Annotated in this window: 19 protein-coding genes; 2 read left to right on the top strand and 17 right to left on the bottom strand. The window is 59.7% G+C overall.

Translation table 11 applies throughout. The annotated features are described in order from the left end of the window. Nucleotides 1-2: 2 nt before the first annotated feature. Both HX812_RS09300 and dcd read right to left on the bottom strand, forming a co-directional pair. Nucleotides 3-200, bottom strand: coding sequence for a hypothetical protein (locus HX812_RS09300; RefSeq protein WP_016976883.1), 198 nt, complete (start codon nt 198-200; stop codon nt 3-5). Between the two features lie 108 nt (nt 201-308). Continuing rightward, nucleotides 309-875 (bottom strand): dCTP deaminase, encoded by a 567-nt coding sequence (dcd, locus tag HX812_RS09295; RefSeq protein WP_010212421.1) that lies wholly within the window; start codon nt 873-875, stop codon nt 309-311. Between the two features lie 389 nt (nt 876-1,264). Here dcd and HX812_RS09290 point away from each other — a divergent pair, with 389 nt between their 5' ends. Next, nucleotides 1,265-1,474 carry a cold-shock protein gene (locus HX812_RS09290; RefSeq protein WP_002554837.1) on the top strand — a complete coding sequence of 70 codons (210 nt, stop codon included), beginning with the start codon at nt 1,265-1,267 and terminating at the stop codon, nt 1,472-1,474. 203 nt (nt 1,475-1,677) lie between these two features. Here HX812_RS09290 and rpoS read toward each other — a convergent pair whose 3' ends face one another. The 8 genes from rpoS to HX812_RS09250 form a co-directional block, all read right to left on the bottom strand. Further along, the gene (gene rpoS / locus HX812_RS09285) at nt 1,678-2,682 is read right to left on the bottom strand and encodes an RNA polymerase sigma factor RpoS (RefSeq protein ID WP_016976882.1); all 1,005 of its coding nucleotides are present in this window, start codon (nt 2,680-2,682) and stop codon (nt 1,678-1,680) included. Between the two features lie 106 nt (nt 2,683-2,788). Beyond that, nucleotides 2,789-3,625 (bottom strand): peptidoglycan DD-metalloendopeptidase family protein, encoded by an 837-nt coding sequence (locus HX812_RS09280; RefSeq protein WP_038843641.1) that lies wholly within the window; start codon nt 3,623-3,625, stop codon nt 2,789-2,791. Nucleotides 3,626-3,834: 209 nt separating this feature from the next. Then, the gene (locus HX812_RS09275) at nt 3,835-4,470 is read right to left on the bottom strand and encodes a protein-L-isoaspartate(D-aspartate) O-methyltransferase (protein ID WP_010212427.1); all 636 of its coding nucleotides are present in this window, start codon (nt 4,468-4,470) and stop codon (nt 3,835-3,837) included. A 41-nt stretch (nt 4,471-4,511) separates the two neighbouring features. Further along, nucleotides 4,512-5,261, bottom strand: coding sequence for a 5'/3'-nucleotidase SurE (gene surE / locus HX812_RS09270; protein ID WP_038843639.1), 750 nt, complete (start codon nt 5,259-5,261; stop codon nt 4,512-4,514). Then, nucleotides 5,249-6,307, bottom strand: a complete 1,059-nt coding sequence (truD, locus tag HX812_RS09265; protein WP_038843638.1) for a tRNA pseudouridine(13) synthase TruD — start codon at nt 6,305-6,307, stop codon at nt 5,249-5,251. Before truD ends, surE begins: the two co-directional genes overlap by 13 nt. Next, the gene (gene ispF / locus HX812_RS09260; RefSeq protein ID WP_038843635.1) at nt 6,304-6,777 is read right to left on the bottom strand and encodes a 2-C-methyl-D-erythritol 2,4-cyclodiphosphate synthase; all 474 of its coding nucleotides are present in this window, start codon (nt 6,775-6,777) and stop codon (nt 6,304-6,306) included. Before ispF ends, truD begins: the two co-directional genes overlap by 4 nt. A gap of 54 nt (nt 6,778-6,831) precedes the next feature. Beyond that, nucleotides 6,832-7,677 (bottom strand): S-formylglutathione hydrolase, encoded by an 846-nt coding sequence (fghA, locus tag HX812_RS09255; RefSeq protein WP_038843634.1) that lies wholly within the window; start codon nt 7,675-7,677, stop codon nt 6,832-6,834. Nucleotides 7,678-7,685: 8 nt separating this feature from the next. Beyond that, the gene (locus tag HX812_RS09250) at nt 7,686-8,798 is read right to left on the bottom strand and encodes an S-(hydroxymethyl)glutathione dehydrogenase/class III alcohol dehydrogenase (RefSeq protein ID WP_038843632.1); all 1,113 of its coding nucleotides are present in this window, start codon (nt 8,796-8,798) and stop codon (nt 7,686-7,688) included. A gap of 109 nt (nt 8,799-8,907) precedes the next feature. Here HX812_RS09250 and HX812_RS09245 point away from each other — a divergent pair, with 109 nt between their 5' ends. Beyond that, nucleotides 8,908-9,804: a LysR substrate-binding domain-containing protein gene (locus HX812_RS09245; protein WP_038843629.1), complete on the top strand. Its 897-nt coding sequence runs from the start codon at nt 8,908-8,910 to the stop codon at nt 9,802-9,804. 126 nt (nt 9,805-9,930) lie between these two features. Here HX812_RS09245 and ispD read toward each other — a convergent pair whose 3' ends face one another. From ispD to HX812_RS09210, 7 genes are all read right to left on the bottom strand, one after another. Continuing rightward, complete coding sequence (gene ispD, locus HX812_RS09240) at nt 9,931-10,638, bottom strand: 2-C-methyl-D-erythritol 4-phosphate cytidylyltransferase (RefSeq protein WP_038843628.1); 708 nt, start codon at nt 10,636-10,638, stop codon at nt 9,931-9,933. Beyond that, entirely contained in the window at nt 10,635-10,913 is a 279-nt protein-coding gene (ftsB, locus tag HX812_RS09235) for a cell division protein FtsB (protein ID WP_003231201.1), read from the bottom strand. The genes ispD and ftsB overlap by 4 nt, the downstream gene beginning before the upstream one ends. Nucleotides 10,914-11,084: 171 nt before the next feature. Further along, nucleotides 11,085-12,374 carry a phosphopyruvate hydratase gene (gene eno, locus HX812_RS09230; protein WP_038843626.1) on the bottom strand — a complete coding sequence of 430 codons (1,290 nt, stop codon included), beginning with the start codon at nt 12,372-12,374 and terminating at the stop codon, nt 11,085-11,087. A 157-nt stretch (nt 12,375-12,531) separates the two neighbouring features. After that, the gene (gene kdsA, locus HX812_RS09225; RefSeq protein ID WP_038843623.1) at nt 12,532-13,377 is read right to left on the bottom strand and encodes a 3-deoxy-8-phosphooctulonate synthase; all 846 of its coding nucleotides are present in this window, start codon (nt 13,375-13,377) and stop codon (nt 12,532-12,534) included. A gap of 5 nt (nt 13,378-13,382) precedes the next feature. Next, nucleotides 13,383-15,014 carry a CTP synthase gene (locus tag HX812_RS09220; protein ID WP_010212443.1) on the bottom strand — a complete coding sequence of 544 codons (1,632 nt, stop codon included), beginning with the start codon at nt 15,012-15,014 and terminating at the stop codon, nt 13,383-13,385. 273 nt (nt 15,015-15,287) lie between these two features. Then, nucleotides 15,288-16,607, bottom strand: coding sequence for a tRNA lysidine(34) synthetase TilS (gene tilS / locus HX812_RS09215; RefSeq protein ID WP_038843622.1), 1,320 nt, complete (start codon nt 16,605-16,607; stop codon nt 15,288-15,290). Between the two features lie 159 nt (nt 16,608-16,766). Continuing rightward, entirely contained in the window at nt 16,767-17,714 is a 948-nt protein-coding gene (locus HX812_RS09210) for an acetyl-CoA carboxylase carboxyltransferase subunit alpha (protein ID WP_016976871.1), read from the bottom strand. Nucleotides 17,715-17,770: the final 56 nt, after the last annotated feature.

The following is a 17,770-nucleotide window of genomic DNA, read 5'->3' as shown; positions in this document are numbered from 1 at the left end:
AATCAGGCAACCGGCGCGGGTGGTGGCTCGTCCGGTAAGGTCGGCTCGCCAGGCTCGGTGGGCTGTGGATAGTCCGGCTCAGGCTGGCCGGGGATGCCGCCCGCATAAGCAGGATCGGCCATCAGGGACCAGGCCAGAACGCCAATCTGGTTGGGTTCAAGCCGGGCAAGTTCTGCGCTTATTCGCGGGTCGAGCTTCATAAAGTACTCCTCAAGCGTGGCCCGGCGCGTTTTACACGCGCCGGGGCAGTACACCTAGATAGAGTCACTTTCTGCTGACTAATTCCCTTTACGCGTAGGAGCTTTCGATCAAGCGCGTGGGAGGGTGACACCACGCTGGCCCTGATACTTGCCTGCGCGGTCTTTGTAGGACACTTCACAGGCCTCGTCGGACTGCAGGAACAGCATCTGTGCCACGCCTTCGTTGGCGTAGATTTTCGCCGGCAGCGTGGTGGTGTTGGAGAACTCCAGCGTCACATGGCCTTCCCACTCGGGCTCGAGCGGCGTCACGTTGACGATAATGCCGCAACGCGCGTAAGTGCTTTTACCCAGGCAGATGGTCAGCACGTCACGGGGAATGCGGAAGAATTCCACGGTGCGCGCCAGGGCGAAGGAGTTCGGCGGAATGATGCACACGTCGCTCTTGACGTCGACGAAGCTTTTTTCGTCGAAGTTCTTAGGATCGACGATCGCCGAATTGATGTTGGTGAACACCTTGAACTCATCGGCGCAGCGCACATCGTAGCCGTAGCTGGAGACACCATAGGAAATCACCGGGGCATCGCCTTGGCCGCGGATCTGGCGCTCGACGAACGGTTCGATCATGCCGTGTTCCTGCGCCATGCGGCGAATCCACTTGTCCGATTTGATGCTCATGGCGGGTGTCCTGAATAGCGAGGTGGAAAAATTCTGTGGGGCATCTTACCGGGGCTGGCGTTGGGGTTCAAAGGCCACAAGGCTTTTCTTGACGAATGTGCCTGCTCCTATAAGCCGCAGCCAGCGGGGCCGGGACCTGTATTGGCGTGCCCGGTGAGCGGAAATACCACCGCCAGTCACGAATTTGGAGAAACCTTCGGAAATATCATTGGCACGTCCCGGAAAAAGGGTTAAGGTGGCGCCACTGTGCTGCTTGTGTCACTGAGAATCTCTACACGATATGTTGAATTTCGATCCAACCATCTCCAAGAATTTTTCCTGCTCTTTGCACTCAGTCTCGGCCAGGGCTTTTCCTGAGTCGCAGTTAACTTTGTCCAAGGAGATACACCATGTCTAATCGCCAAACTGGTACCGTTAAGTGGTTCAACGATGAAAAAGGCTTCGGCTTCATCACTCCACAATCCGGTGACGACCTGTTCGTTCACTTCAAAGCTATCCAATCCGACGGCTTCAAAAGCCTGAAAGAAGGCCAACAGGTTTCTTTCATCGCTACCCGCGGTCAGAAAGGCATGCAAGCTGAAGAAGTTCAAGTTATCTAACTTGTACTGACTTAGTCGAAAAGACCCCGCCCTTAAAAGCGGGGTTTTTTTATGCCCGGGATTTGGCTCTAACACCCATGTAATGCCGGGCAAAAAAAATGTGGGAGCGGGCTTGCTCGCGAAAGCGGTGAATCAGTCGGTACATTCGTTGACTGACACTCCCCTTTCGCGAGCAAGCCCGCTCCCACATTTCGTCCTGCGTATTACTGGAACAACGACTCACTCGACAAGCCATTCTTCTCCAGGATCTCACGCAAGCGCTTGAGCCCTTCCACCTGGATCTGCCGCACCCGCTCACGGGTCAGACCGATCTCCAGGCCTACGTCCTCCAGGGTGCTGCTCTCATGGCCACGCAGGCCGAAGCGGCGAATCACCACCTCACGCTGCTTGTCCGTGAGCTCTGACAGCCACTGGTCAATGCTTTGGGAAAGATCATCGTCCTGCAACAGCTCGCAAGGATCGGTAGGACGATCATCCGTCAGGGTGTCCAGCAGGGTTTTATCCGAATCCGGACCCAGCGAGACATCGACCGAAGACACGCGCTCATTGAGACCCAGCATGCGCTTGACCTCTCCTACCGGTTTTTCCAGCAGGTTGGCGATTTCTTCGGGCGAAGGTTCATGATCGAGTTTTTGGGTAAGCTCACGCGCTGCCCGCAGGTAGACGTTGAGCTCCTTGACCACATGGATCGGCAACCGGATCGTGCGGGTCTGATTCATGATCGCCCGTTCGATGGTCTGGCGAATCCACCAGGTGGCATAGGTCGAAAAGCGGAAGCCCCGCTCAGGATCGAACTTCTCCACAGCCCGGATCAAGCCCAGGTTGCCTTCCTCGATCAGGTCCAACAGGGACAGCCCACGATTGACGTAGCGTCGGGCGATTTTCACCACCAGGCGCAGGTTGCTTTCAATCATGCGCTTGCGCCCAGCCGGATCGCCCTTTTGCGACAAGCGCGCAAAATGGACTTCTTCTTCGGGGGTCAGCAGAGGGGAAAAGCCGATTTCATTGAGGTACAGCTGGGTCGCATCGAGCGCCCGCGTGTAGTCAATGTACTTGTGTTGCTTTAACGCGGTGGAGTTCTTGGACTTGGTGCGAACTGAAGGTACAGCAGGTCCCTCATTCGACATCGATTCCGTATCGATACCGGTCTCCATAAGGAGAACCTCATCGTCGATGTCAAACTCCGGCGCTTCTTTACTGAGAGCCATTGTTATAGTCCTTTGGTGAGTTCGACCTCAAGCTCAAGCGGCGCCTTTATCCTTGGCAACGCTGGAGCCTGTTCCTTCTACGTGAGGGAACAGGCTGTGCAACACATCAACGACGGGGTAGGAATTGCAGTGGGTCTACAGGCTTCCCTTGGCGGCGAATCTCAAAGTGCAGTTTCACCCGGTCTGTACCAGTTGACCCCATTTCGGCAATTGTCTGTCCGACCTTGACCTGCTGCCCCTCCCGAACCAACAGCCTACGGTTGTGGCCGTAAGCACTGACGTAGGTATCGCTGTGTTTGATGATGACAAGCTCGCCGTAGCCCCGTAAACCACTCCCGGCGTACACCACCGTCCCATCAGACGCAGCTAAAACAGGCTGTCCCAAATCCCCGGCGATATCAATGCCTTTATTCAAACTACCGTTTGAAGAGAATTTTCCAATCAGCACTCCGTTTGAGGGCCATCCCCAACCGGTCGGCGCAGGCCCGGCAGGTGGCAACGGCGCGGGTGCCGGCTTGGTCGCAGGGGTCGGCGTGGCGGTGCCTGCAGGCCGGGTGATGATGGTGGTTTTGCTTGAAGACGATGGCGAAGATCCAGTGTTTGTCACAACTGCCGTAGGCGTTGAACCGGTGCGTCCATCGAAGCGAATCGTCTGACCCGGATGTATCGTGTAGGGCACAGGAATATTGTTACGAGCTGCGAGTGCCTTGTAATCCCAACCATAACGGAAGGCGATCGAGAACATCGTATCGCCTTTGCGTACTACGTACTGCCCGGTGGTCACCGTCGGTTTTTGCGGGGCCGCATTATTACGGTCAACTACCCGTGCGCCGCTGCTTGGCGAGCTGGAACACCCGACCAACACGGAACTGAAGACGAGGCCAAGCACCAGTCGATGAAAGCTTGTTTTACTCATACGCTGCGCAAGACCTGTGAGACTCACCCGCCGCTCCCTTTGTGGTGGCTGAACATGATTGCCTGTATCAGGCTTGAAATATGACGCAAGTATAACTGGGCATTGGCTTTTTACCGGCACACGACTGAAACGAAAAATTCATCGTGTTTAATCCCGACGCCCGATCATGTTGACTCGATGGACCCCGCCGTAAGACACATCCCCGCCAACAGAATTCACTGCCGGCGAACAAATGATCAGGCCAGCGGGCCATTGAGCAATGGCACGAAGCGCACGGCGCCGAGTACATGCCGGGAAAAGCCTTCTTCCTCACGAATAATGAGCATCAATTGTTGCACTTCGCCGGAGCCTACCGGGATGACCAGGCGTCCGCCTGGAGCGAGTTGATCGAGCAACGCCTGGGGCACATCGGTGGCCACGGCGGTGACGATGATGCCGTTGTACGGCGCCAGCGCCGGCCAACCTTCCCAGCCATCGCCCCAGCGAAACACCACGTTGCGCAGGTTCAACTCCACCAGGCGCTCCTTGGCACGGTCTTGCAGCACCTTGATGCGCTCGACCGAGAACACCCGCTCAACCAGCTGCGCCAGCACGGCGGTCTGGTAGCCGGAGCCGGTGCCGATTTCCAACACCTTGTCCAAAGGCCCCGCCGCCAGCAGCAGCTCGCTCATGCGCGCCACCATGTAAGGCTGGGAGATGGTCTGGTTGTGGCCGATGGGCAGCGCGGTGTCTTCATAGGCACGGTGGGCCAGGGCTTCATCGACAAACAGGTGCCGAGGCGTACGCCGGATCACTTCCAGCACCTGGGCGTTGGACAAACCCTCTTCGTACAAGCGCTGGATCAAGCGTTCGCGGGTGCGCTGGGACGTCATGCCGATGCCCCGGCGCAGCAAGTCGTCTTGTTCACGGCCCATCAGCGCAGCCCCTCCAGCCAGCCATCGAGACCACTGAAGGCATCACTGAAGGTGCGATCGAATTGCAACGGGGTAATCGATACGTAACCTTGCATCACGGCATGGAAGTCGGTGCCCTCACCGCCATCTTCCGCATCACCCGCCGCGGCAATCCAATAGCCCTCCTTGCCACGCGGGTCGACCACCTTCAACGGCGCCGCCGCGCGGGCACGATGGCCCAGGCGCGTCAGCTGGATGCCGCGAATATGGTCGAGGGGCAAGTTGGGGATATTGACGTTGAGCACCGTGCGCGGTGGCAGGTTCAGGGAGCCATGGGCCTCCACCAGCTTGCGCGCGAAATACGCAGCGGTCGGCAGGTTGTCCAGTTGGCGCGAAGCAAACGAAAAGGCAAACGCCGTACGCCCCAGGAAGCGACCTTCAAGCGCCGCCGCCACGGTGCCGGAATACAGCACGTCGTCGCCTAGGTTGGCACCGAGGTTGATACCCGATACCACCAGGTCCGGCTCCTGATCCAGCAGGCTGTTGATCGCCAAATGGACGCAGTCGGTGGGGGTGCCGTTCACGCTGATAAAGCCATTGGCCAGGACTTGCGGGTGCAGCGGACGGTCGAGCGTCAGCGAACTGCTGGCGCCGCTCTTGTCCTGGTCGGGGGCGACCACCACGCACTCGGCGTAATCTTCCAGCGCAGCATAAAGCGCGGCAAGACCGGGTGCGGTGGCACCGTCATCGTTTGATATCAGAATACGCATGGGTTGTCCGTCTGCCCCACCGGCACCAGATCAACAAGCTCGCGCACCAAGACAGTGGCGAAGCATCCGGCCGGCAGGACGAATTCCAATTGCAGAATGTCCAGCGAGGGATAATGCCACGTCAAACCGCCAATGGGCAGTCGCAGAATGCGACGTTCCTGGCTCATGCCGGCATTCACCAGCCAATCACGCAGGTCGGGTTCACCGGCGGCGACTGCCTGCTCCAGTTCAAAGGTTGCACCCGTGGCAGGTGAATCGCCTTCGCCCCACTGTGGGCCGGTCGGGTGCAGGTCCAGGATCGCCAGGCGCGGGTCGCTGCATTCAGCCTCCCCCGCCGGAAAAAAACTGCGGCTGTCGGTAAAGGCCAGCAAGTCGCCGACCTGGGCGCGCTGCCACGAACCATCGGCCACACGCGCCGCCAACACTTTGTTGAACAAGAAGCTGCGCGCCGTGGACAGCAACCGCGATCGCACGTTGCGCTGTTCCGGCAAGGCCTTGCGCGCGGCCCACTCACGGGCATCCACCACATTGCCGCCGTTGTGGCCAAAACGCTGCGCGCCGAAATAATTGGGAATGCCGTGTTGTGCAATCAGTTGCAACCGCGCGTCGATAGCCGCGGTATCACCGGCCAACTGAGTCAGGCGCAAGGTGAAACCATTGGCCGAGTGCGCACCGCGCTGCAGCTTGCGCTTGTGGCGAGCGGTCTTGAGGATCTTGAGGGTGTCGTTTTGCGCAGCGCTCATGTCCGGGTCGGCCTTGCCTGGCAGCTGCACGCTGAACCATTGGCGGGTCAACGCCTGGCGATCCTTGAGCCCGGCATAGCTGACGGTGCGCAACGGCACGCCTGCCGCCTTGGCGATACGCCGCGCGGCTTCCTCGGTGTTGAGACCACGCTTCTCCACCCACAACCAGAGGTGCTCGCCCTCGCCGGTCAACGGGATATCCAGCACTTCGTCAACCTGGAAGTCTTCGGCGGTCGCCTTCAGGACCGCGCTGCCCAGGGCCTCGCCATAGGCCCGTGGCCCCAACAGTTGCAGATCATTCATGCGCGCAGCAACAAGGCAACGGAGTGCACGGCGATGCCCTCTTCACGACCGGTGAACCCGAGCTTTTCGGTGGTGGTGGCTTTCACGTTCACTTGTTCCAGTTCAATTTGCAGATCCGCCGCGATCAACGCGCGCATCGACTCGATATGGGGAGCCATCTTCGGCGCCTGGGCCACGATGGTGTTGTCGACGTTGCCGACCTTCCAGCCCTGGGCATGGATCAGGCCGACCACATGGCGCAGCAATACACGGCTGTCCGCGCCCTTGAAGGTCGGGTCGGTGTCCGGAAAGTGCTTGCCGATATCGCCCAACGCCGCCGCGCCGAGCAAGGCATCGCTCAAGGCATGCAACACAACGTCGCCGTCGGAATGAGCCAGCAACCCATGGTGGTGTGCAATGCGCACGCCGCCCAGGGTGATGAAATCGCCTTCGGCGAAACGGTGCACATCGTAGCCGTGGCCAATACGCATAAAAAAACGCCCCGATTTAATTCAGGGCGTGATTCTACCTACTTTTGCCTCACATTAACCGAGCAAAGCACGGCCATGGTGTCGCAAATGGTCTTCGATGAAGCTGGCGATAAAGAAGTAGCTGTGGTCGTAGCCGGGTTGCAGGCGCAGTTCCAGCGGATGGTTGGCCGCCTTGGCCGCTTGCTGCAGGGCTTCAGGCTTGAGTTGCACAGCGAGGAAGTCGTCGCGATCGCCCTGGTCCACCAGCAGCGGCAGCTTTTCCGAGGCTTCGCTGATCAGCACGCAGGCGTCCCACTCGCGCCATTTAGAGCGCTCTTCGCCCAAATAACGCGAGAAGGCTTTCTGGCCCCACGGGCAATCCATCGGGTTGTTGATCGGCGAAAACGCCGACACCGACAGGTAACGCCCAGGGTTGCGCAACGCACACACCAGCGCCCCGTGGCCGCCCATGGAGTGGCCACTGATGCCGCGCTTGCCCGAGGCCGGGAAATGCGCTTCAACCAAGGCCGGCAATTCCTGCACCACGTAGTCATGCATCCGATAGTGCTTGGCCCAGGGTTCCTGGGTGGCATTCAGGTAGAAGCCGGCGCCGAGGCCGAAATCCCAGGCGTTATCCGGATCGCCCGGAACACCCGGCCCACGTGGGCTGGTGTCCGGCGCAACGATGATCAACCCCAGCTCGGCAGCCACGCGCTGGGCGCCGGCCTTCTGCATGAAGTTCTCGTCGGTGCAGGTCAGGCCGGAGAGCCAGTACAGCACCGGCAACTTGCCGCCCTCCTCCGCTTGCGGCGGCAGGTAGACGGCGAAGGTCATGTCGCAACCGAGCACATCGGAATGATGCTTGTAGCGTTTATGCCAGCCGCCGAAGCTTTTCTGGCACGACAGATTTTCCAGACTCATGGCCGACCTCAGAAGTGAATGACGGTACGAATGCTCTTGCCTTCATGCATCAGGTCAAACGCTTTGTTGATGTCTTCCAGGCCCATGGTGTGGGTGATGAAGGTGTCCAGCGGGATCTCGCCGGTCTGAGCCATTTCCACGTAGCTTGGCAATTCGCTGCGGCCGCGCACGCCGCCGAAGGCCGAACCGCGCCAGACGCGACCGGTCACCAGTTGGAATGGACGGGTAGCGATTTCCTGGCCGGCACCGGCGACGCCGATGATCACCGACTCACCCCAACCTTTGTGGCAGCACTCAAGCGCGGCGCGCATCAGCTGTACGTTGCCGATGCATTCGAAGGAGAAGTCCACGCCGCCGTCGGTGAGGTCGACGATGACGTCCTGGATCGGGCGATCGTAGTCTTTCGGGTTGATGCAGTCGGTGGCGCCCAGTTGCTTGGCGATTTCGAATTTGGCCGGGTTGATATCGATGGCGATGATACGGCCGGCCTTGGCTTTAACTGCGCCAATCACCGCCGACAGGCCGATACCGCCAAGACCGAAGATAGCCACGGTGTCGCCCGCTTTGACCTTGGCCGTGTTGATCACTGCACCGATACCGGTGGTGACGCCACAGCCCAGCAGGCAGACTTTTTCCAACGGGGCTTCTTTAGGAATCTTGGCCACGGAAATTTCCGGCAGCACGGTGTACTCGGAGAAAGTCGAGGTGCCCATGTAGTGGAAAATCGGCTGGCCTTTGTAGGAGAAACGCGTGGTGCCGTCCGGCATCAGGCCTTTGCCCTGGGTGGAGCGAATGGCCTGGCACAGGTTGGTCTTACCCGACAGGCAGAATTTGCACTTGCCGCACTCCGGGGTGTACAGCGGGATCACGTGATCACCCACTGCAACGGACGTCACGCCTTCGCCGATCGCTTCGACCACCGCACCGCCCTCGTGACCGAGAATCGACGGGAAGATGCCTTCCGGATCAGCACCCGACAGCGTGTAGGCGTCGGTATGGCACACGCCCGAAGCGACTACGCGCAGCAACACTTCGCCAGCCTTGGGCATGGCGACATCCACTTCAACAATCTCAAGGGGCTTCTTGGCTTCGAAGGCTACGGCAGCGCGGGACTTGATCATCCGGGTTTCTCCAGGCGGTTAAAAACTGAGACGGAGAGTGTAAAACATGGCTGGCTGATGAATAATCCGGACAAAAGCAAAACTTTATTGCTGTACAGGGATAATCGTGATGTTGGAAAACCGCTGGGAAGGCATCGATGAGTTCGTCGCGGTCGCCGAATGCAGCCAGTTCACCGCGGCGGCGGAACGCCTGGGCGTGTCGTCGTCCCACATCAGCCGTCAAGTGGCGCGCCTGGAAGAACGCCTGCAAACGCGGCTGCTGTACCGCAGTACGCGCAAGGTGACCCTCACCGAAGCGGGCCAGACGTTCCTGCAACATTGCCAACGCCTGCAGGACGGCCGCGAAGAAGCCTTGCGCGCAGTCGGCGACCTTACCAGTGAACCCAAGGGCATGTTGCGCATGACCTGCGCGGTGGCGTACGGCGAGCGTTTTATCGTGCCGCTGGTCACACGGTTCATGGCGCTCTATCCACAACTGCGGGTGGATATCGAGTTGAGCAACCGCCAGCTGGACCTGGTGCATGAAGGCCTCGACCTGGCGATCCGCCTGGGGCGTTTGCAGGATTCGCGCATGGTCGCCAGCCGCCTGGCGCCCAGGCGCATGTACTTGTGCGCGTCGCCGTCCTACCTGGCGCGGTATGGTCGGCCACATAGTTTGTCGGAATTGAGTCGGCATAACTGCTTGATCGGCAGCTCGGATATCTGGCAACTGGCCCAGGACGGGCGGGAATTTTCCCAGCGGGTACAGGGAAACTGGCGTTGCAACAGTGGGCAAGCCGTGCTGGACGCGGCGTTGCAGGGCGTGGGGTTGTGCCAGTTGCCGGACTATTACGTGCTGGAGCACCTGCACAGTGGCGCGCTGGTGTCGTTGCTGGAGGCGCACCAGCCGCCAAATACGGCGGTGTGGGCGCTGTATCCACAGCAAAGGCATTTGTCGCCTAAGGTCAGGAAGTTGGTGGATTTCTTGAAGGAGGGGCTGGCTGGGAGACCGGAGTACAGCAGGTGATTATGGGGTGTTTGTACTGGCCTCTTCGCGAGCAAGCCCGCTCCCACATTTTGACCGCGTTTCTTCAGGACGCACGCGATCAAGTGTGTGGGCTTGCTCGCGAAGGGGTCGACACGGTCTAGCTGACTACCTACGGTTCGCCCACCGCAACCGCAACCACTCCAGGTCTTCCGGCCGGGTCACCTTGATATTGTCCGAGCGCCCTTCGATCAGGCGCGGCGCCTGGCCAGACCACTCCATGGCCGACGCTTCGTCCGTGATGACGGCATCCGCCACCAGACTGTCGGCCAATGCGCGATGCAAGGCACCGAGGCGGAACATCTGCGGCGTGTAGGCTTGCCAGATCAGGCTGCGGTCGACGGTCTCAACCACACGTCCGTGCTTGTCGACGCGCTTGAGCGTGTCGCGGGCCGGCACGGCAAGCAGGCCGCCGACCGGGTCGTGCGCCAGCTCAGCCAACAGTTTGTCGAGGTCATCGCGACTCAGGTTCGGTCGTGCCGCATCGTGTACCAGCACCCAATCGTCATCACTGGCACCCAAGGCATTCAGGTGCAACAGCGCATTGAGTACCGAGCCCGAACGCTCCGAGCCGCCGTCCGCACGTTGGATACGCGGGTCAGCCGCACACGTCAGCGTGGGCCAATAAGGATCATCAGAGGCAAGACTGACCACCAAGCCCTTGAGGGATGGATGGTCGAGAAAACAGTCAAGGCTGTGTTCGAGAATAGTGCGCCCGCCCAGTTGCAAGTATTGCTTGGGACGGTCCGCGGCCATACGGGCACCAACGCCCGCGGCAGGAATCACGGCCCAGAAGGCCGGCAAACTAAGGTTCATTGGGCCAACTGGTAGAGGGTTTCGCCCTCCTTGACCATGCCTAATTCATGACGAGCCCGCTCTTCAACGGTCTCCGTACCTTTTTTCAGCTCAAGCACTTCGGCATCGAGGACGCGGTTACGCTCCAGCAAGATCTCGTTTTCGGCGTGCTGTGCAGCAATTTGCTCGGTCAGGTCTTTTACCTGCGCAAAGCTGCCATTACCCACCCATAGGCGGTACTGCAGGCCAGCCAGCAACAAGAGCAAGACGAGGAACAACCAATTGGGACTGCGCATCGAATATCGGGTATCCAGTGAAAAAAGACAGCCATGCAAAACTTTTGAAGCAACTGATAGCACGAAGCCTGGAAGAACCAGGCTTGTGCTTGATAGCCATCAGATTAGCGTCGAAATACACACTGTCGTGAGTTTTCCGACGCAATCCGCCGACTTTTTAACATTTACTGATCAGCCGCGAAACTCGCCGCGACCGTTGTACTTGGCCTTGCCTGCCAGTTGCTCTTCGATACGCAGCAATTGGTTGTACTTGGAAACGCGGTCGGAACGGCACAGGGAACCGGTCTTGATCTGGCCCGCCGAGGTGCCCACGGCCAGGTCGGCAATGGTCGAATCTTCGGTTTCGCCGGAGCGGTGGGAGATCACGGCAGTGTAGCCCGCAGCCTTGGCCATCTGGATGGCTTCCAGGGTTTCGGTCAGGGTGCCGATCTGGTTGAACTTGATCAGGATCGAGTTGGCGATCTTTTTATCGATGCCTTCTTTCAGGATCTTGGTGTTGGTCACGAACAGGTCGTCGCCCACCAGTTGGATTTTCTCGCCGATCTTGTCGGTGAGGATTTTCCAGCCGTCCCAGTCGGACTCGTCCAGGCCGTCTTCGATCGAGATGATCGGGTAGCGCTCGGTCAAGCCCTTCAGGTAGTCAGCGAAACCTTCGGAGTTGAACACCTGACCTTCGCCGGAGAGGTTGTACTTGCCGTCCTCAAAGAACTCGCTGGCCGCGCAGTCCAGGGCCAGGGTTACGTCAGTGCCCAATTTGTAGCCAGCGTTGGCCACGGCTTCGGAGATCACTTTCAGTGCATCTTCGTTGGACGCCAGGTTCGGTGCGAAACCACCTTCGTCACCTACCGCAGTGCTCAGGCCACGGGCCTTCAGCACAGCTTTGAGGTGATGGAAAATCTCGGTGCCCATGCGCAGGCCCTCGGAGAAGGTCTTGGCGCCAACCGGCTGCACCATGAATTCCTGGATGTCGACGTTGTTATCGGCGTGCTCGCCACCGTTGATGATGTTCATCATCGGCACCGGCATCGAGTAAACACCCGGCGTGCCGTTCAGGTTGGCGATGTGTGCGTACAGCGGCAGGTCCTGGTCCTGGGCAGCAGCCTTGGCGGCGGCCAGGGACACGGCGAGGATGGCGTTGGCGCCCAGGCTGCCTTTGTTTTCGGTGCCGTCGAGCTTGATCATCGCGTGGTCCAGGGCTTTCTGGTCCAGCGGGTCCTTGCCCAGCAACAGGTCACGGATCGGACCGTTGATGTTGGCTACAGCCTTGAGTACACCCTTGCCCAGGTAACGGCTCTTGTCGCCATCACGCAGTTCCAGCGCTTCGCGCGAACCGGTAGAAGCACCGGACGGCGCGCAGGCGCTGCCGATGATGCCGTTATCGAGAAGCACGTCGGCTTCGACGGTGGGGTTGCCACGGGAGTCGAGAACTTCACGACCTTTGATGTCGACGATTTTTGCCATTGTTGTAAACACTCCAAAGTTGACGAAAACGACGCAGCTGAAGGAAATCTTTTGACCGACCGCAAGGGTGGAACAACGGGGCAGGCTTGCAGACGACAAGGCTCAGGCCCGCAGGCCTGAGCGTAAAGCGTGGGAAATTCTACCGGAGAAACGCGGCTTACGCGGTCTCTACCGTCGGAAAACTCTTGACCAGTTCGTCCAACTGCTTGAGCTGGGCCAGGAATGGCTCCAGCTTGTCCAGGCGCAGGGCGCATGGGCCGTCGCATTTGGCGTTGTCCGGGTCCGGGTGGGCTTCCAGGAACAGGCCCGCCAGGGACTGGCTGATGCCGGCCTTGGCCAGGTCCAGCACCTGGGCACGACGCCCACCAGCGGAATCGGCGCGACCACCGGGCATTTGCAGCGCGTGGGTCACGTCGAAGAACACCGGGTATTCGAACTGTTTCATGATGCCGAAACCGAGCATGTCCACCACGAGGTTGTTGTAGCCGAAGCTAGAACCGCGCTCGCAGAGGATCAACTGCTCATTACCCGCTTCCACGCACTTGTTCAGGATGTGTTTCATCTCCTGGGGCGCGAGGAACTGGGCTTTCTTGATATTGATCACCGCACCGGTCTTGGCCATCGCGACGACCAGGTCGGTCTGGCGCGACAGGAAGGCCGGCAACTGGATGATGTCACACACCTCGGCGACCACGGCAGCCTGCTCAGGCTCGTGGACGTCGGTGATGATCGGCACGCCGAAGGCTTGCTTGATGTCCTGGAAGATCCGCATGCCTTCTTCAAGGCCTGGGCCGCGATAGGAGGTCACGGACGAACGGTTGGCCTTGTCGAAGCTGGCCTTGAACACGTAAGGGATACCGAGTTTCTCGGTAACCTTCACGTACTCTTCGCAGACCTGCATCGCCATGTCGCGGCTTTCCAGCACGTTCATGCCGCCGAACAGCACCATGGGCTTGTCGTTGGCAATCTCGATGTCGCCTACGCGAATGATCTTCTGGGCCATCAGGGTTACGCCTTCTTCTGATGTTGCGTCAGTGCAGCTTTGACGAAACCGCTGAACAACGGGTGACCGTCGCGCGGCGTGGAGGTGAACTCAGGGTGGAACTGGCACGCGACGAACCATGGATGATCCGGTGCTTCGACCACTTCAACCAGCGCGCCATCACCGGAGCGACCGGAAATTTTCAGGCCGGCCTCTTTGATTTGCGGCAGCAGGTTGTTGTTCACTTCGTAGCGGTGACGGTGACGCTCGACGATCACGTCCTTGCCGTAGCAATCGTGAACCAGCGAGCCCGGCTCCAGCAGGCAGTCCTGCGCGCCGAGGCGCATGGTGCCGCCCAGGTCGGAGGCTTCGGTACGGGTCTCGACCGCGCCGGTGGCATCTTCCCACTCGGTGATCAGGCCCACGACCGGGTGACCGCTCTTGCTGTCGAACTCGGTGGAGTTGGCGTCTTTCCAGCCCAGCACGTTACGGGCGAACTCGATGACGGCCACTTGCATGCCCAGGCAGATACCCAGATACGGCACCTTGTTCTCGCGAGCATATTGAACAGCCGTGATCTTGCCTTCCACGCCACGCAGGCCGAAACCGCCTGGCACGAGGATCGCGTCCACACCTTCGAGCAAGGCAGTGCCTTGGTTCTCGATGTCTTCGGAGTCGATGTAGCGCAGGTTGACCTTGGTACGGTTGCTGATACCGGCGTGGCTCATCGCTTCGATCAGCGATTTGTACGCGTCCAGCAGTTCCATGTACTTGCCGACCATCGCGATGGTGACTTCGTGCTCAGGGTTGAGCTTGGCGTCGACCACGGCTTCCCACTCGGACAGGTCCGCGCCGTTGCATTGCAGGCCGAAACGCTCGACCACAAAATCGTCCAGGCCTTGCGAATGCAGGATGCCCGGGATCTTGTAGATGGTGTCGGCGTCTTCCAGCGCGATCACCGCACGTTCTTCAACGTTGGTGAACTGCGCGATCTTGCGACGCGAGGAAATGTCGATCGGGTGATCAGAGCGGCACACCAGCACGTCCGGCTGCAGGCCGATGGAACGCAGTTCCTTGACCGAATGCTGGGTAGGCTTGGTTTTGGTTTCGCCGGCAGTGGCGATGTACGGCACCAGGGTCAGGTGCATCAGCATCGCGCGCTTGGCGCCGACTTCGAAACGCAGCTGGCGGATGGCTTCGAGGAACGGTTGCGACTCGATGTCACCGACGGTGCCACCGATCTCGACCATGGCCACGTCGGCATCGCCTGCACCCTTGATGATGCGGCGCTTGATTTCGTCGGTGATGTGCGGGATCACCTGGATGGTTGCACCCAGGTAGTCACCACGGCGCTCCTTGCGCAGCACGTGCTCGTAGACACGGCCGGTGGTGAAATTGTTGTTCTGGGTCATGGTCGTGCGGATGAACCGCTCGTAGTGGCCCAGGTCCAGGTCCGTCTCGGCGCCGTCGTGGGTGACGAACACTTCACCGTGCTGGAACGGGCTCATGGTGCCCGGGTCAACGTTGATGTACGGGTCCAGCTTGAGCATGGTGACCTTAAGTCCCCGCGCCTCCAGGATGGCCGCCAATGAAGCCGATGCGATGCCTTTCCCCAATGAAGAAACAACACCGCCCGTGACGAATATGTAGCGCGTCATGAAAAACCCTAGAAGTCTGCGTTAAAGCGGTCCGAGCCGCCGGGGAAAGCGAAGGAAGGCCGAAGCCCCCGATCACCTGCATTAATCACAGTGCACCTTTCAAAAAAACCGCCGCGTGGTGACAGACCAGCAATGAAACACCGGTACGTTGATCGCTACACATTTTTTGGAATCGCCCAGCAAAGACTGCTTGGTAATCGGCAACTGCTGCGATTCAGTTGAATCCACAGAAGTTGTATCAAGAAGGGAGCGTAGTCTACCGGAAAGGCTCTATCAGCTCAAACCTTGATCGCAGGTCTGTGGCATCCAATGTAATTGCCAGTCATCACTCGGTGCCGGCCAGAGTCCCGCAAGGCTGGGCGCACCCAGCAATTGCTCGCCCTGGTACAGCAGCGGCAATCTGCCACGGACGCAGCCCGGCAGGCCACTTTCGTTAAGCAGGCGCTTCAAGTCACGCCGACCGCGGCCTGGCACTGTGAGGATTTCGCCGCCCTGGCGGTAGCGGATCGTCAATGCACCTCCAGGCACCCTGCCTGTCAGTTTCACCTGACCATTGCCGGGTAACTCTAGTGGGTTTTGCGGATCGGGCCAGCTCACCGTCGCGTCGGAAAATTCCGACCAAGTGGAGGGCAGCCACCAGATACGCTCACCGCTGCGCTGCATATCACCGTCCGCCAGCCGCCACAGGGGCTGTGCGTCGCCCTTGGCATCACGCAGGGAATGCCAGCTGGCCCAGTGGTCGCTGTCGGGTAAACGGGTCAGAGGGGTTAGCCAGTGGCGTAGGGCGTTGCGCTGGCGGGCGTCGGTAAGCTCGCGCAAAGGTGCAAGGGCCAAGGACGGTAAATGAAGCCATGAAAACGACGAAAATTGATTGGCGGCTCGCAAGTCCATCTGCGCCAGCTCATCCAGCAAGTCTTGGGCTTCACTCAGGTGCTCGGCGGTGCGCGCCAGGTTTGCGGTAGCCTGCGGCCAACGTTCCGTCAGGACAGGAAGCACGCGATGGCGCAGGTAATTGCGGGAGAATCGCGAGTCCGCATTGGAAGGATCTTCGATCCATTTGAGCTGATGCGCCTCGGCATAGGCTTCCAGCTCTGCACGCGAGACATCCAACAAGGGCCGCACAAGAGTGCCAGTCGCCAGCGGGCGCTGTACTGGCATCGCCGCCAGCCCGCGCACACCAGCCCCGCGCAAGAGTCGGAATAACAAGGTTTCAGCCTGATCATCGCGATGCTGGCCTGTCAGCAGCACCTCCCTTGCCCCGGTCACCTCGGTAAACACCTGGTAACGCGCGTCACGCGCGGCACGCTCAAGACTGGCGCCGGGTTGCACCTGCACATGCATCACGCGCAACGGCACGCCCAGGCTGTCGCATGTCGACTGGCAGTGAGCAGGCCACGCATCAGCGGCAGCTTGCAAGCCATGATGAACATGAACAGCACGGAGGGACGGGAGCGATTCGGTATTTGCCAGATTGGCGAGGAGATGCAGCAGGACGGTGGAATCAAGTCCACCCGAGAATGCGATGTGCCAGGCTGGGGCGTTGCGCCAGGGTGACAGAACTTGCAAGAGTTTGGCGGCTAAGGAAGGCTTCATGAAAAATACCGCCATCTATCTGGAATGCAATGACTCAGCATACACAAAGCAAATGTGGGAGCGGGCTTGCTCGCGAATGCAGAGTGTCAGTCACTGAAAGGTCGACTGATCCACCGCATTCGCGAGCAAGCCCGCTCCCACACTGGGTCCTGCGTAGTCTTACAGACCGTAGCTCATCAAACGCTCATAACGACGGGCCAGCAGCGCTTCGTTATCCAGCTTCTTGAGCATCGCCAGCTGCGAACCCAGTTCAGCGCGGATCGTCGCGGCGGCAGCAGCCGGGTCGCGGTGGGCGCCGCCCAGCGGCTCGGCGATGACTTTGTCCACGATACCCAGGCCTTTGAGGCGATCGGCGGTAATGCCCATGGCTTCGGCAGCGTCCGGCGCTTTCTCGGCCGTTTTCCACAGGATCGAGGCGCAACCTTCCGGCGAAATCACCGCGTAGGTCGAATACTGCAGCATGTTCAACTGGTCACAGACGCCAATAGCCAGTGCGCCGCCGGAACCCCCTTCACCAATCACAGTGGCGATGATCGGGGTTTTCAGGCGAGCCATGACGCGCAGGTTCCAGGCGATCGCTTCGCTCTGGTTGCGCTCTTCAGCGTCGATACCTGGGTAAGCACCCGGCGTATCGATGAAGGTCAGGATCGGCATCTTGAAGCGTTCGGCCATTTCCATCAGGCGGCACGCCTTGCGGTAGCCTTCAGGACGCGGCATGCCGAAGTTGCGACGCACTTTTTCGCGCACTTCACGGCCTTTCTGGTGACCGATCACCATCACCGGCTGGTCGTCCAGGCGAGCGATACCGCCTACGATGGCCGCGTCGTCGGAGAAGTGGCGGTCGCCGTGCAGTTCGTCGAACTCGGTGAAGATGTGCTGAATGTAGTCCAGGGTGTAAGGACGGCGCGGGTGGCGGGCCAGGCGCGCGATCTGCCAGCTGGTCAGCTTGCCGAAGATGTCTTCGGTAAGCGTGCTGCTCTTGTCTTGCAGGCGAGCGATTTCATCGCCGATATTCAGCGAATTGTCATTGCCGACCAGGCGCAGTTCTTCGATCTTGGCTTGCAGGTCAGCGATCGGCTGTTCGAAATCAAGAAAATTCGGGTTCATAAGCGTCCGTCTTGGGTCGACGGCCAGGGCGTGCCTGGCCAGCCGGTTGTCTATTC

It is taken from the genome of Pseudomonas sp. IPO3749 (assembly GCF_013386605.1).
GTDB lineage: Bacteria > Pseudomonadota > Gammaproteobacteria > Pseudomonadales > Pseudomonadaceae > Aquipseudomonas > Aquipseudomonas azotoformans_A.
This window is presented reverse-complemented; position numbering and strand designations above follow the sequence as displayed.

Excerpts from the sequence above, each read along its gene's own strand:
- HX812_RS09300 (WP_016976883.1), bottom strand. The coding sequence starts at position 200 with ATGAAGCTCGACCCGCGAATAAGCGCAGAACTTGCCCGGCTTGAACCC.
- dcd (WP_010212421.1), bottom strand. The coding sequence starts at position 875 with ATGAGCATCAAATCGGACAAGTGGATTCGCCGCATGGCGCAGGAACAC.
- HX812_RS09290 (WP_002554837.1), top strand. The coding sequence starts at position 1,265 with ATGTCTAATCGCCAAACTGGTACCGTTAAGTGGTTCAACGATGAAAAA.
- rpoS (WP_016976882.1), bottom strand. The coding sequence starts at position 2,682 with ATGGCTCTCAGTAAAGAAGCGCCGGAGTTTGACATCGACGATGAGGTT.
- HX812_RS09275 (WP_010212427.1), bottom strand. The coding sequence starts at position 4,470 with ATGACGTCCCAGCGCACCCGCGAACGCTTGATCCAGCGCTTGTACGAA.
- surE (WP_038843639.1), bottom strand. The coding sequence starts at position 5,261 with ATGCGTATTCTGATATCAAACGATGACGGTGCCACCGCACCCGGTCTT.
- truD (WP_038843638.1), bottom strand. The coding sequence starts at position 6,307 with ATGAATGATCTGCAACTGTTGGGGCCACGGGCCTATGGCGAGGCCCTG.
- ispF (WP_038843635.1), bottom strand. The coding sequence starts at position 6,777 with ATGCGTATTGGCCACGGCTACGATGTGCACCGTTTCGCCGAAGGCGAT.
- fghA (WP_038843634.1), bottom strand. The coding sequence starts at position 7,677 with ATGAGTCTGGAAAATCTGTCGTGCCAGAAAAGCTTCGGCGGCTGGCAT.
- HX812_RS09250 (WP_038843632.1), bottom strand. The coding sequence starts at position 8,798 with ATGATCAAGTCCCGCGCTGCCGTAGCCTTCGAAGCCAAGAAGCCCCTT.
- HX812_RS09245 (WP_038843629.1), top strand. The coding sequence starts at position 8,908 with ATGTTGGAAAACCGCTGGGAAGGCATCGATGAGTTCGTCGCGGTCGCC.
- ispD (WP_038843628.1), bottom strand. The coding sequence starts at position 10,638 with ATGAACCTTAGTTTGCCGGCCTTCTGGGCCGTGATTCCTGCCGCGGGC.
- ftsB (WP_003231201.1), bottom strand. The coding sequence starts at position 10,913 with ATGCGCAGTCCCAATTGGTTGTTCCTCGTCTTGCTCTTGTTGCTGGCT.
- eno (WP_038843626.1), bottom strand. The coding sequence starts at position 12,374 with ATGGCAAAAATCGTCGACATCAAAGGTCGTGAAGTTCTCGACTCCCGT.
- kdsA (WP_038843623.1), bottom strand. The coding sequence starts at position 13,377 with ATGGCCCAGAAGATCATTCGCGTAGGCGACATCGAGATTGCCAACGAC.
- HX812_RS09220 (WP_010212443.1), bottom strand. The coding sequence starts at position 15,014 with ATGACGCGCTACATATTCGTCACGGGCGGTGTTGTTTCTTCATTGGGG.
- tilS (WP_038843622.1), bottom strand. The coding sequence starts at position 16,607 with ATGAAGCCTTCCTTAGCCGCCAAACTCTTGCAAGTTCTGTCACCCTGG.
- HX812_RS09210 (WP_016976871.1), bottom strand. The coding sequence starts at position 17,714 with ATGAACCCGAATTTTCTTGATTTCGAACAGCCGATCGCTGACCTGCAA.